The 14203-nt window shown below is 38.6% G+C and carries 10 protein-coding genes; 7 read left to right on the top strand and 3 right to left on the bottom strand.

Translation table 11 applies throughout. The features are described 5' to 3' along the window. The 7 genes from AAFN64_RS10500 to AAFN64_RS10470 form a co-directional block, all read left to right on the top strand. A partial coding sequence (locus tag AAFN64_RS10500; RefSeq protein WP_347760392.1) for a T9SS type A sorting domain-containing protein occupies positions 1-1276 on the top strand: 1276 nt, incomplete at its 5' end. Positions 1277-1285: 9 nt separating this feature from the next. Continuing rightward, the gene (locus AAFN64_RS10495; RefSeq protein WP_347760391.1) at positions 1286-4669 is read left to right on the top strand and encodes a hypothetical protein; all 3384 of its coding nucleotides are present in this window, start codon (positions 1286-1288) and stop codon (positions 4667-4669) included. 13 nt (positions 4670-4682) lie between these two features. Further along, positions 4683-8126, top strand: coding sequence for a DUF6443 domain-containing protein (locus AAFN64_RS10490; protein WP_347760390.1), 3444 nt, complete (start codon positions 4683-4685; stop codon positions 8124-8126). An 11-nt stretch (positions 8127-8137) separates the two neighbouring features. Continuing rightward, positions 8138-8527 carry a hypothetical protein gene (locus AAFN64_RS10485; protein ID WP_347760389.1) on the top strand — a complete coding sequence of 130 codons (390 nt, stop codon included), beginning with the start codon at positions 8138-8140 and terminating at the stop codon, positions 8525-8527. Then, positions 8520-8891, top strand: coding sequence for a hypothetical protein (locus AAFN64_RS10480; protein ID WP_347760388.1), 372 nt, complete (start codon positions 8520-8522; stop codon positions 8889-8891). Before AAFN64_RS10485 ends, AAFN64_RS10480 begins: the two co-directional genes overlap by 8 nt. Positions 8892-9483: 592 nt before the next feature. Then, positions 9484-10209: an AraC family transcriptional regulator gene (locus tag AAFN64_RS10475; protein ID WP_347760387.1), complete on the top strand. Its 726-nt coding sequence runs from the start codon at positions 9484-9486 to the stop codon at positions 10207-10209. A 925-nt stretch (positions 10210-11134) separates the two neighbouring features. Further along, complete coding sequence (locus AAFN64_RS10470; protein WP_347760386.1) at positions 11135-11455, top strand: hypothetical protein; 321 nt, start codon at positions 11135-11137, stop codon at positions 11453-11455. Between the two features lie 79 nt (positions 11456-11534). Here AAFN64_RS10470 and AAFN64_RS10465 read toward each other — a convergent pair whose 3' ends face one another. The 3 genes from AAFN64_RS10465 to AAFN64_RS10455 all read right to left on the bottom strand — a co-directional run bounded on the left by AAFN64_RS10465 (position 11535) and on the right by AAFN64_RS10455 (position 13948). Then, positions 11535-11906, bottom strand: coding sequence for a DoxX family membrane protein (locus AAFN64_RS10465; protein ID WP_347760385.1), 372 nt, complete (start codon positions 11904-11906; stop codon positions 11535-11537). Between the two features lie 12 nt (positions 11907-11918). Beyond that, on the bottom strand, positions 11919-12416 hold the full coding sequence (locus tag AAFN64_RS10460) for a DUF4199 domain-containing protein (RefSeq protein ID WP_347760384.1): 498 nt from the start codon (positions 12414-12416) through the stop codon (positions 11919-11921). A 203-nt stretch (positions 12417-12619) separates the two neighbouring features. After that, positions 12620-13948, bottom strand: a complete 1329-nt coding sequence (locus AAFN64_RS10455; RefSeq protein WP_347760383.1) for an amidohydrolase family protein — start codon at positions 13946-13948, stop codon at positions 12620-12622. Positions 13949-14203: the final 255 nt, after the last annotated feature.

The raw sequence follows: 14203 nt of genomic DNA, 5'->3' as shown, positions 1-14203 counted from the left end.
AACAACCGATGGCGGTTTTATTCTGGCCGGTGTCTCGGATTCTCCGAAAAGTGCCGGAAAGAAAGACAACAATAAAGGTCAGGATGATCTTTGGATCATAAAACTGGATGCCAAAGGTAACGAGCAATGGCAGCGCACCATCGGTGGCAACGGTCAGGAACAGGTAGCCGCCATACGCAGAACTAAAGACGGTGGTTATATCGTTGGCGGATCATCTGCATCGGGTAAATCGGAAGACAAGACCGAAGAAAACTTTGGCAATCTGGATTATTGGGTTGTCAAATTAAGCTCCGACGGAAAAATCGAATGGCAAAAATCCTATGGGGGAAAACACCTTGATCAGTTAAAAACGATCGAACAAACTCCCGATGGTGGTTATATCATTGGTGGTTATTCCAACTCGCCGGCTTCCGGAAATAAACTCAACGACAACATAGGCGTGGGTGATTACTGGATCCTTAAAACCGACAAACAGGGTGGTATCGAATGGCAACGTACCTTAGGCGGTGATGGTGATGATCACCTGACGGCATTGATCCAATGCAAAACCGGCGGCTATTTATTGGGCGGAAGTTCCAATTCGAACCCGTCGAACGATAAAAGTAAGGCCAACGGTAAAGGAACCGATTTCTGGGTGGTACGATTGGACACGGACGGACAAACCATCTGGCAAGAAACCTATAATTATGGTAAAACCGACCTGTTAACTTCGATTATTGAGAATGACGATCATACCTTTTTAATCGGTGGTTATGCGCATACCGAAGTAGGCGAAGGGAAAAAAGATAAAAAAGACATCAACGACTATATCGCGGTAAAAATAAACGATAAAGGCGAAGAAGTATGGAGTAAAACCGTAGGAAGCGATGGTGAAGATATTCTTGGCCGATTAATCGAAACCCGTGACGGAGGTTACCTGCTTGCCGGAACGTCCAAAGGGAAACCCTCGCGCAATAAAAGCGGCGGACATGGCGGTAGCGACTTTTGGGTGGTAAAACTTAAAGATCGTTACAAAAAAGAACTGGACAAACCGGCGATTGAAGCCCTTCCGAACCCGGCGCAACAATTTACCAATATCATTGTGGGTTACGATTTCCAAACGGGAACCGCTTCGGTATTCGATCTTTCGGGACGACAACTGCAACAGTTCTCGATCGACAGTCGCACCGTACCGGTTGACTTAAGTCAGTACCCGGAAGGTATCTATATCGTAGAGATCCGTACCAACGTACAACATAACTCGGTAAAAGTTATAAAGGGTATCCAACCTAAATAAAAAACAAACATGAAAAAAATAATACTCTCTTTACTGCTTTTAGGGCTGTATGGCAAAGCTATGGGACAAGATGAAGGTAACGGAAAGATTCTTAAGCCTGATGTTACCGCACCTTCTCCACAAGCATATGCCCTTACCAAATACGGTGACATTCCTGTCAATGAATTTTCGGGAATGGTTAATGCAACTATACCGATCTATACGGCAAAGGTCGGAAAACTTGAATTGCCAATAGCGCTGAATTATGCAGCAGCAGGTGTTAAGGTCAATCAAACTGCTACATGGACAGGTATTAACTGGACACTGAATGCAGGCGGGGTTATTTCCCGTACGATCAATGATGCACCCGATGAATCCATATCGGCGGATAAACGTCTGACAGCAGACATGATCATTCCCAATCAGTTGGTCAATGGCTCTGCACATGCTTATTTCCTGAACGGGGTATTTGTTGGCGCGCGTAAGCATTATGATTTTAAACCCGACCTATGGAATTTTTCATTCGGCAATTATTCCGGTACGTTTTATCTGGATGCAGATTTTATGCCTAAACTGTCAAAAGTGGATAGCCCGCTAAAAGTCGAAATTGTAGGTAGCGAATCCGATATGCGCCAACGCTTCCGTAACAGTCAGGAGTTCTGTATCACCACGCCCGATGGTGTAAAATATTATTTCGGAGGTCAGAATGCCTGCGAAAGTTCGTTCATGGGATCACACCGTGACAATCCCTACGCCAATACCGGATTTTACCTATATAAGATACAGCACCCGGATTATGGTGTGATCTTGTTTGAGTACGATACTGATACGGTAACACACTCGGTGTGGACAAGTCAGGAAGAAAGTATTACGGTAAAAGTACTGGAAACACGTGAGGATGAGTTGTGCAAACGTCCACCGACAAACGAAGGGCAGCATAGCTATATTGGCAGTGCGACAGTAACCTTAAACGGTAAATGGCTGAAACGGATTTATAGTCCGCACAGCTATCTACAAATCCTATTCAACCGCAGTAATGGCTCCGGTGGGAATTACAAATATGTACTGGATAATGTAGAAGTCAAGGAAGGTAGTACGATGGTACGTAAGGCTGAATTTACCTATCTGTTCCCACAGACTAAAACCACTTCCGAACGGTTCTTTTTGACAAAAGTGGAATTTGACAAAGACCGTAATTACGGTAGTGGTCACGGACGTAAAAACGAAGAATATATACTGGACTATAATGATCCGCTTGGACTACCTAACCGTAGAAGTGAGGCAAAGGATTTATTGGGATATTATAACGGTAAGTCAGGTAACACGACAGCATTGCCGCAGAACGAAGATTTATTGTTCCATAACTATTACCCGAATCTGGCTGACCGTAGCCCAAGTGCCGAGCATATGGCAAAAGGAAGTTTGGTCAAGATTACCTATCCGACCAAAGGATATACCATTTTTGAATACGAGACCCCAAAGGCAAAAGCGTATGACAGACAGGGACGTTCCATGCTTATATGGCGTAACAGTCCCGGCAGGGTTCCGGCATCCAGGACAAACATCGCGATACCGTTAGGCGATTTTATAGCCAATCCTGACGGGACATTTGGAACCAGTGCCGCCGTTATTGATGAAGAAATCAGAGTCCGGGTTGACCTGATGGCCGATGCGCAGATGGGACATACCGACAGGATTACTTTTAGGTTAGTGGATCAGACCACGGGGACAGTACAGTCCTTTCTGGTACAGATGCCGGACGGTAATCAGGAGATCGGAACGGGCGATTTTAATTTTAGCCGTGAGTTTACCATTAATGTGATCAAGGATCATATCTATACGGTGGAAATGTACAACAATTATTCGGCTCCGGTGATGTTTGAAGCTAACGCCTACTTTTTCCATACGCGTGGGTTTAAGACGGTGGATGAACAAGGTGGACTGCGGGTAAAACGTACGACTGATTTTACAGAGAATGATCAGACGGCATTTAGCAAGCGATTTTATTACACGCAGGCTAAGGACGTATATGTCGATCCGTTTTCACTTATGGGCTTCAAAAAGAACGTTGATTATGTGACCGAGCTGTATCTTACCAAATGCTGTAGTCCGGGCGGTGTTCTTGGCCCCGGATGGATGAGTCGTACTGGAGAAATCAAGTTACGTACCTTATATTCCTCAAGTGTTTTTACAAGTGTTTTTGACCAAAAATATGAATATGTAACTGTCAGTTATGGAGGGGATAATTTTGAACTGGGTGGAAAACAGAAGCAGTTTGTAAACAAATCATCCTCTACCTATCAGGAAATCCACCCGTTTTACGTAAGTCCGTTCCAGAACGAACACGCGATGTACAAGGGTAACCTGCAATATATCTACGAAGGTACGTTGCTTTCGGAAATGGAAATTATGAAACGTGGTAATACCCTGTATAAAGTTAGCGAACAGAAATATGAATATGATTATATTCCGTACGGAAACGGTATCACGGGGGTTATAGGCGGTTATGCACATATGAACTGTGGTTATCCGACCGATGGTGCGGACAATCTGGACATCGCCAAGTTTGAGTTTATGTCTAAAAAGGTAAACCTTGTTTCCAAAAGTACTAAGGAGTTTGTTGTACCGATGCCGCTGACAATGGATGCTACATTTGAAGCCAATTACAAACCTGTAACATCTGTAACAGAATATATCTATGATGGATTACCGGGCTTACCTACAAAAGTTAGAACGAGCGTAAGCGAAAACAATAATTTTACCGAAGTACGCAATACGTATGCTGATCAGGCCGCCACCTTATCCGGTCTGACCGCAGATCAATTGACGGCTTACACTAAACTGGTTGAGAAGAACAAAGTAAATCAGCCTATCGAGGTAAAAACCTATCGTGCTGATAATAGTCTTCCTGTTTTGGTAACGACCAACCGAACGCTGTTTAAAAATTGGGGAACAACGCTTGATCTGATTTTACCGGAAATGATCCAGCAGTCAAAAAGTAGCCGCCCATTGGAAGACCGTGTGCAGTTCAAAGCCTATGACAACCGCGGAAACCTTACACTTTTGGCGATGGTTAACGGGGCAAGAACACGTTACGAATATGATCCATATGATAACTTAAAAGCCAAGATCGAAAACTACAATGGATCGGATGCGGCACCAGACCAAGCACCGAATATTCCTGTTGATTTTGAGTCGGGTACACCCGCACCGTGTACATTGGGTTCTATTTATCCCGGAGCGATGGTTACATGGTACTATTACGATACGTTTAGCCGCTTACTTCGTCGCACGGTCGATGGGAACTGCCGCAGTACCTACTACGAATACGATGCGCTGTTACGTTTAAAACGTATCAAAGACCACGACGGGAATATCATTGAAGAATATGACACCAATTACAAACTTAACTAAGACAGGCCACACCATGAAAAAAATATTATTTCTGTTATTGTGCTGCCCGATTTTGATCATTGCACAGACCAACTCACAGAACTGGTCAAAGAAAACAACGTATCGTGAAGCTAATAGCGGACGCCCGTTATCGGCCGTTACCTATTATGACGGTTTGGGACGTCCGGTACAGCAGAACATAAACAAACAATCTGCAAATGGAAAAGACCTGATCACCCATATCGAATACGATTTGGGACGCCAGTTAAAAGAATACCTACCGTATCCGGCTACAACGAGCGATATGAGTTTCCAGACGGGCGCTCAGTCCGCTACACTGAACTATTCGCAGTACAGCGGTCAATATCCGTTTAGTGAAAAGGTACTAGAGACATCGCCATCGGCTCGCCTACTAAAACAGGGCGCACCGGGAGCCGACTGGCAGGTTAACCCGAATGCTGAAATGGATCATACGATAAAGACGGCTTACGAAACGAACATTGCCAACGAGGTAAAGAACTATTTTGCCCTAACAACTTGGGATGATGCCAATGGTATTTATAACATCCAATTGCAGGATAAGGGTTTTTACAGTGCAAATCAGCTATATAAAACCATTACAAAAGACGAAAACTGGAAGTCGGGAACCAACAATACAAGCGAAGAATTTAAGGACAAGGAAGGCCGTGTAATACTAAAACGCACCTATAACAATGGGGCGCATGATACCTATTATGTCTATGATATATTTGGCAACCTTACTTATGTGATTCCACCGCTTGTGACCAATCCACAATCACAATTGGACGATTTGTGTTATCAGTACAAATACGATCATCGTAACCGTATGGTCGAAAAGAAACTACCGGGTAAACAATGGGAATTTATCGTATATGATAAACTGGATCGCGTTGTAGCAACAGGATTAACTTTATCGCCATTTGGCGGTACCGAAAAAGGATATTTGATCAGCAAGTACGATGGCCTTGACCGTGTGGTTTATACAGGATGGCTACCTAGTACAGCATCGAGAATCTCTTTGCAGCAGCAGTATAATGCAGAAGCAACCAATTTTTCGGAAAAGCGCTTACGTCCGGGTTCCACGGTGAATATAGATAACGTGGTGATAGCCTATTCTAATGTTGTGGTGCCTACCAGTGGCATAAAATTACTAAGTGTAACCTACTACGATGATTACGTGTACCCCGGTGCGGTTACTTTACCGACATCGATCGAGGGACAAGATGTAGCGGTTTCCGTTGTTGGACAGGTTACTGGTAAATGGGTACGTGTTTTAACTACGGCATCTGAAACGTTGAATGAGCAAACCCAGACCTTTTATGATACTAAATACCGTATTATCCGTACAGCTACATTCAATCAGCTGGGCGGTTATACGCGTGTGGATAATAAGGTTGACTTTAGCGGACAAGTTAAACAGACACAAACCTTCCATAAACTAAATTCCGGCAGTAATGAAGTAGCGGTAAAAGACAGTTATAGCTACACAGATCAGGATCGGTTGCTTTTACATACCCATCAGATCAACGGAGGTTCGGAGCAACTGATCGCAAAGAATACATACGACGATTTAGGGCAGTTAATATCCAAGAATGTAGGCGGATCAGATACTTCTGGTGCCATAGGCTTACAAAAAGTCGATTTCCGTCATAATATCCGCGGATGGCTCACCGATATTAATAACGCTGCACCGGTTGAAAGTGCAGGCTTTACATTAGGAGAAGGCGACCTTTTCGGATTTAAGATCAATTACAATTCGGTAACGGAAAGTGACAACGGAATAGTAAAGACCGCGCAAAGTAGCGTAAACGGTGATGTAAGACCATTGTACAATGGGAATATTTCCGAAACGTTCTGGATTTCGTCGAGCGATAATCAATTGCGTAAATACGGTTATAAATATGATAATCTGAACCGCTTACAGAAGGCATTCTATCAGAAGCCGACAAGCAATATACCTGTTCCAAAATCCTATGATGAGGAAATTGCCTACGATAAAAACGGAAATATTTTAAACCTGAAAAGAAAAGGAAATCTGGATAGTCCACTGTTTACGATCGACATTGATGATCTAAATTATTTTTATAATGGCAATCAGTTACAGAGGGTTAACGATGTCACTAACAATCCGGATGGTTTTCAGGACAATGGGTTTGGTGCTACGGCTAACGATTATGCCTATGATACTTTAGGTAATCTTATTAAAGATGAGAACAAAGGAATTACTGCGATTACCTACAATCATCTTAATTTACCATCCGAAATAACTTTCAATGGCGGAGGAAAAATTAATTATATTTACAATGCCGAAGGAATCAAGTTACAGAAAAAAGTAACGACACCAACAAGCAATGTTTTAACCGATTATCAGCAAGGTTTTCAATATGAAAACCAAACCCTGAAATTCTTTCCGCATTCGGAAGGGTATGTAAATGTAACTGGGACGTTCTTTAACTATGTATTTAATTACGTAGATCATATCGGTAACATCCGAAGTAGTTTTACATGGGATGATAAACAAGGTGCGTTACAGATCGTTACGGAAAATCATTTTTATCCATTCGGTCTTCAACATAAGGCATATAACAACCAATCGTATGTTTTTGTTCCTGCTGAAAATGCTCCCGGTTACTATCGAGCAGAACTTGTTCAGGAAGGAAGTCGGACACCTGTTAACCCTTATAAATACAAGTATCAAGGTCAAGAGAGACAGGAAGATTTAGGGCTTAACTGGGATAGTTTTAAATGGCGAAATTATGATTTTGCTATCGGGCGATTTATGAATATCGACCCGCTATCAGAAGACTATCGTTATAACTCACCTTATGCATTCCAAGAGAATAAAATGGGAATGGGTAGAGAGTTAGAAGGCTTGGAACTTGTCAGTCCTTGGATCAATATTGCTTTATCAGAACCACCAGTATCTACAACACCATTAATTAACATTGCAAAAACTACAGTAGAAGTTGGTGCAAAAACTTCGGAAGTAATGGTGAAAACTGGCGGACGAAGTGGTAGATTTACAGAAGAACAATTACAGCACTTTGCACGGGGTAGAGAAATTGAAGCTGAGCAATTAGCTAAAAACGGTATAGAAAAAAATACCGAAGTGTTTAAAATAACTGATCCAAAAACTGGGAAGGAAGGGAAAACAATACCTGATGGATTTGATGGAAAACAAACAACAGAAATAAAAAATGTAAAATATCAGGGTGAAACTTCTCAACTTAGAATGCAACGAGCGATTTCAAATCAGAACGGAACAATACCTCGATTGATTATTAATCAAGGAGCAAAACTGTCTAAGAATTTGAAAAACGATAATTGGAAAGTTGATTACTATAGTATAAGTCCTACCTCAATAGATAATACAAGTACGAAGAAAATCGACAGCCCGAAACCTATTGAAGTAAAGCCAAGAGAAAAAGCACCTGTAGATGACTATTTTAAATCTTAAATAAATTTATAATGAAAGAAAAGACTTTTGAGGATTTAATAGCCCTAATGATTTATCAAGCCCAGACATTTTTGGAGGAAGCAGGTGAGTTTTTTCCTTATGCCTCTGTACTAGCGAGAAATAATTCTCTGGAGACAGTAGGTATTATGAATACTGATGATGAGGATTTTGATGCTCTAAAAGCTATCGCCGTCTTCGAAAATAAGATTGCGGAACAGATTAAAAGCGGTGAAATTTTTATTGGAGCAATCGGTGTGGATGTTATTATTTCTGAAACTAAACAGAATGCTCTTATGATTAAAGCAAGTGATGACGGGATTAAATGGCATGAACGAAACTATCCCTATTACTTTTCAGATGGAAAGGTTTTCATTAACGATAAGGTAATAAATAATGGATGATCTTTTAATCGATTTAAAAATCGATATTTTTCAGCGAGCTAAATTATTTATTGATGATATGGGGCTTTTTGCCCCATTCGGTTCAAAGCTGAAAAATGGAGAAATTAAGGCGGTTGTAATCATGGACGAAAAAGAGGACATTCTAAAAATACTAGAGATGCTTAAAAGAAATTTTTCAGAGGAAATACCTAATAAGGGTGTTCAAGCAGGTGCAATAGCATATGATATTACTGTCAGTTTAGAAGATGGAAGGAAAACCGATGCCCTTTGTCTATTACTTTCTGTTGATGGTGTAAATTGGTCAGAAGATCATCACCCTTATCATATTGTAAATGAAGAATGTGTTTGGGGAATTGAGCCATAAGAACAGAAAGATAATAAAGTAGTTTACCTTGTTCCTATAAACGGCCAGATGTCCGGTTGTTAAACAAACCGATTTTTTTAAGCCTATTACTCGGATCTCGTAGGCTTAGCTTGCATGAAATTTAAATCAATAAGTTATTTACCACGAAGACACACAAGTGTTAATGTTTTTGTTTTTAAATAAATAAATTATTAATTTCAACAATAACTTATAAAGTTTTCTCCCAAAAAACTTAAAATCCCTATAAGTGTTTTAACTGCTTATAGGGATTTTTTTTTAAAGAAATATTCATAGATAGGTATAATTCAAAAAGTGTTATTTCCTAGTGATTAGCAACCGGCAGGTTTTATTGAAAATAAACCTATATAAATCAATTATTGAACGACTTGATACAAGATAATATGTATATTTGTAATGAGTTACGAGGAAACATATTGAAATACAGTGCAATAAGAACCGTTACTAAATCGTTACCTAACTATTTCAAAAATCAACGTAGACTGTTGATTTCCAGCCTAAAGTATTAATTGGTAATTTTTTTAAAATAAAAGTATCACTTAATTATAACCTGATTGTTTTTCCTATAAAAGGCATGAAAAAAGTAGCGATAAAACGTTCTACTATTGCCCTTAGTCCTCATAATTTTATGATATTTTCTTCAGGTGCTCAATTCGTTTTTGAAACTACCTTAAAAGAAGAGGATTATATTGAAGGTGTCTGTATCATGTTTAACAACAAAGTTTTGAATGATTTTTTGTTAAAGTATCCCGATTTCCAAAAAATAAAAAAGAATCGTAGTTCACACTATCTTGAAAACCATATGGAATGCGAAAAAAGTAACTTTATAGAGGACTATTTTCTTCCTTCTTTAGAGTATATAACTCATAAGGAAGATTCGCCAGAAAATATATGTCTGGTAAAATTTGAAGAATTTATGTTAGACCTATTCAGTAATGATCCCGATAAAATAAACTGGTTTATTAATCTAATATGTTATCAGGAATCTACGATACAGCAAATTGTAGATAGCAATGTTTATAAAAATACCAGTATTTCTGAAATGGCATCGCTATGCAATCTGAGTTTATCTACTTTTAAAAGACATTTCATCCAAATCTATGGCATGTCGCCAAAAAAATATTTTTTAATCCAAAAAATGGATAAAGCGACAATCCTACTTCAAACAAAAAGTAAAGAGCACATAAAAGTTTATGATTTTTTAGGATTTAATACGAATGAGAGTTTTATTAAATCGTTTAAAAAGCATCATGGTATTACGCCATCGGAATATAAAAAATCATTTTCTATTTATAATTAAAATCCACTATTCGCTTATCTGAATATTCTTTAATTGAATTGTTTTAAAGCGCAATAGCAATTTGCCATTTTCTTTCCCTGATCTATAATACGATCAGGGATTTTTTTATATACTGTGCTTTTTATCTCTACAACCTGATTTACCATCGATATAATTACAATTTAGGGCATTTCCGGCAGTGTACATAAAAAAATGCCACCTGTGTATACAGATGGCATTTTCAACTTATATTTACTTTTCCTACTATCAACAGAACCCCTATTAAACTGGACTATTTACAATTAGTTTTAATCTTTATTCTAAACTTAGAACGCTCTGCTAAAGCGTACTATACTAACTACCGGACTTTAAATAAATCTTTTATTACAGTCAGGACAAAAACACTGATAATCAAACACTTTACTTTTATTATGATATATTAAATGTTACATTTGTTAGGACATACCGTTTTAAAATTAGTATAAATGCTACATAAATGTATTGATGAGGGGAAGGAAAACAACCTATTAATGAATAACAACTTGTAAAATCTCATAAATACAAATCATTATTTCATATATCCCCCATTAGGTATCCCTTCCCCGTCAATACAAAAAACTTACCAAAATAATTACAAGTGAGATTAATTAAGAACGTAGTACAATATTAGATTTTTCAACCGTTTGAATCCTCTAATCTGATCTATTATTCTTTAAAAATGGACTTTTTATACCTATTTTTTTTTAAACACATTTAATTTTTCTACTTTTTTAGTCCAAAAGGTACCAATACATTAATTCTTAAAAAAAAAAGCTAATAATCAACCTATTAGAATATTCTTTCCTATTTTATTAGTATCTTTATAAGAACCATCCAATAAAAAATAGCTTCACCGCAACTTACTGCTAAAAATCTTAACTAAGTATAACTTCAAAATAATTATAGTATGAAAAGAAGCAGCATTTTAACCGTGGTATCCCTGGGTTTGTTTACCGTCTTTTCGATTTCGGTACAAGCACAGGAAAAAAAAGAAAGCGTAGGCGACAAAATTGAAAAAACCGCTAAGAAAGTCGGTGACAAAACCGCCGAAGTAGCAGTAAAAGGAACCTCTAAAATTTCCGACAAAGTATGGAAAGGCAAAATGGCTCCTGACGGAACCGATGTTTACATCAATAATAAAAATCAAAAATATTATGTAAACAAAACGGGGAAAAAGGTTTATTTAAAAACATCGCAGATAAAAGATCGCCCGGAAGACAAAAAATAATAGTAGCCCTCCCTAAAGGAAACGCCTCGTTGTTTAAAGTGGTAAACAACGAGGCGTTTTATAGTATTGTACTCCTTTATCACGAAAACATTGGTTTGTATTTTTTCCAATTGTCTGCAATAATTAGTATATTGATTAGGAAAAGCGTTAACACCAAAGGAAGTCCGGATGGTTCAAAAATGATGTTATGGCAAACGATCCCAACCATCACCGGAAGGATAATAATCGCTCCTAAAGCGCGTGTTTTGGGAATAATAAACAACAATCCGCCGAGAATCTCGATAGCTCCGGCCAAAGGCATCAACCATTTTATTGTCATAAACGCTTCCATAATTTTCATTTGCTCTTCGCTCATTTTTTCCATAGGCATATAGTTTAAAAACTTATTAAGCCCGGCATTGATAAACATAAGCCCGAAAAGCAGACAGATAATCAGTTTTATTATTTTCATAGTTTTATGGTTTTAGGATTCGTTTCTGGAATTTTTACTACGTACAAATAAAGCCACGATCGCAGTCGTAACAATGCCCATTATTAGTGCTCCGATAACGCTCTGCTTCATATAATTTTCAAGACTAAAATAGGCCTCAGCTGCTTCTCGGGTTTTGTGATATCCGGTTTTTAAAGAATATTCGATGACATTTGGAAAATATTCCGGAGTAATTACACAAGAGATGATCCACTGTGTGAGTGGACTAAAAAGTGCGACAATTAACGTAACGATTAACCCGCTGATAAACCCTTGTTTATAGCTCATTATACCCTTATAATAGTGTATTTTTTTATCTTTAAGAGCGAGAAAATATACCCAAACAGCCGGAATTATAAAAAGTAGTGTGAGATATTGCTGCTTATCGATATGTGTACTATGCAATCCGCATAACTTTTCCAGAACCATCCATAACAAGGACATTATAATAAATATAAAAGCCCATTTGATTTCAATTTTGAATTTAGCCATTAAATTTTAGATAATTAGATATTAATCAGAATCTAAATTAACAAAAAATCAAATTAAGTCATAATTTTACATCAATTCAATTTTATAAAACCCAAAAAACTAACTTAATCACAATAATAACCTTGATAAATTCAAAGAAATCACAAACCATTTTTACCGATAACATCTATTAAAACCCCCAACAATACGACCTATAAAAGGAACTACTTTTTAGCTTTGATTGTATTCTTGTATAGTTGTCCATTTTTCATGATCAATAAAAAGTTTTTCTCCGGATTTGCGATTATCGACAGATCTTTTAATGGATCACCATCTACCAATAGCAAATCGGCCAAAGCCTGCTCTTCCACGATTCCTAGTTTTCCGGGATATGGATTGCGTAAACCGGATAATTGTAATAATTCTCCGTTATCCTGAGTGATCATCTTTAAAATTTCAGCATTGCTAAACCATTTTTGAAGACGTAAAATATAACTATTCTGTTCATCATTTAATTCCGGTTGAAACAGAAAATCGGTTCCCCAGGCCAGTTTTACACCTAACATTTTCGCCAAAGGCCATACTTTATTTTGTCCTTCCAATACTGGTTTACGCTTTTGTTTGCGCTGCTCATCCATACTGTCGTTGTTATCCATTAAATTCTGCAGACTTAACCAAACGTTTTTCTCTGCCAGTAATTTTAAGGTTGCTTCATCCAGCATCTGACCGTGCTCGATACATTTCACCCCCGCTTCGACAGCACGTTGCACTGCTTTAGGCGTATAGGCATGTACCATAACGTATGTCCCCCAGTCGGCAGCAGCTTCTACGGCGGCTTTCATTTCGTCGAGTGTATATTGCGTCACATCAATCGGATCATAGGCTGACGACGTTCCACCACCCGCCATGAGTTTAATCTGACTGGCGCCAAAACGCAGGTTTTCCCGTACGGCCGTTAATACATCATCCCGACCATCGGCAATAAAAGTAGCCCCCACTTGTTCGGCTCGGGACGGTTTTCCGAAAAAGCGACGGGAGCGTTCATTCGGCGCTCTAAAATCACCATGCCCGGCAGTCTGACTCACCACAGCACCCGAAGGCCAGATACGCGGACCGACCAATTTACCGGCATCGATGGCTGTTTTTAACGGAAAAATAGGACCGCCCGCATCACGGACACTTGTAAATCCGCGAAGCAGCATTTGTTGTGCCGATTCCCCTATTTTGCGAACCAGAAATTCTTCCGTTAAATCTTCTCCCATCAATTGTGCCATCGTAAACGTCCCAAATGTCATGTGTACATGGACATCGATTAAACCGGGCATCAAGGTCTTACCGCCACCATTAATCCTTATCACCTCTTTGTCGGCCGTAATAGCTGTAGCACTTATTTTTTGTATCGTCGAACCGGATACCAAAACATGCATCGGTGTGGTTAATTTAGCAGCTTTAAGATCCAAAAGTCTGACATTTTCGATCAACACTTGTTTGGTTTGTGCCATAGCAAAACAACCACCCATCAAAAAAAGTGTTAGTATGTACTTAAATTTCATATAAAATAGATTTTGGGGTTATAACTATTACATATTGTCCTAAGATACTCCAAAAAATCTACTTTTTTATAAAATAAATCGTTGCTTTATAAATGATAAAGGAATTAAAATAGAAAAGAGTCCGCGCTTGTTAAAAGAAATGATCCCGAAATAAATCGGCTTAAAATCAACTTATTTCAGAGTAAAGTTGTTTTTAATCTCCTCTCGCTTTTTTACATCAGATATAACGTATAAACTAAGTCACACTAAAAATTA

This window comes from Flavobacterium sp. CAU 1735 (genome assembly GCF_039888695.1).
GTDB lineage: Bacteria > Bacteroidota > Bacteroidia > Flavobacteriales > Flavobacteriaceae > Flavobacterium.
The sequence above is the reverse complement of the archived record's forward strand: the minus strand, read 5'-3'. Positions and strand labels throughout refer to the sequence as shown.

What these genes read in the sequence shown, in the direction of transcription:
- AAFN64_RS10465 (WP_347760385.1), bottom strand. Translation starts at nt 11,906, where the DNA reads ATGAAAATAATAAAACTGATTATCTGTCTGCTTTTCGGGCTTATGTTT.
- AAFN64_RS10475 (WP_347760387.1), top strand. Translation starts at nt 9,484, where the DNA reads ATGAAAAAAGTAGCGATAAAACGTTCTACTATTGCCCTTAGTCCTCAT.
- AAFN64_RS10495 (WP_347760391.1), top strand. Translation starts at nt 1,286, where the DNA reads ATGAAAAAAATAATACTCTCTTTACTGCTTTTAGGGCTGTATGGCAAA.
- AAFN64_RS10455 (WP_347760383.1), bottom strand. Translation starts at nt 13,948, where the DNA reads ATGAAATTTAAGTACATACTAACACTTTTTTTGATGGGTGGTTGTTTT.
- AAFN64_RS10480 (WP_347760388.1), top strand. Translation starts at nt 8,520, where the DNA reads ATGGATGATCTTTTAATCGATTTAAAAATCGATATTTTTCAGCGAGCT.
- AAFN64_RS10470 (WP_347760386.1), top strand. Translation starts at nt 11,135, where the DNA reads ATGAAAAGAAGCAGCATTTTAACCGTGGTATCCCTGGGTTTGTTTACC.
- AAFN64_RS10485 (WP_347760389.1), top strand. Translation starts at nt 8,138, where the DNA reads ATGAAAGAAAAGACTTTTGAGGATTTAATAGCCCTAATGATTTATCAA.
- AAFN64_RS10460 (WP_347760384.1), bottom strand. Translation starts at nt 12,416, where the DNA reads ATGGCTAAATTCAAAATTGAAATCAAATGGGCTTTTATATTTATTATA.
- AAFN64_RS10490 (WP_347760390.1), top strand. Translation starts at nt 4,683, where the DNA reads ATGAAAAAAATATTATTTCTGTTATTGTGCTGCCCGATTTTGATCATT.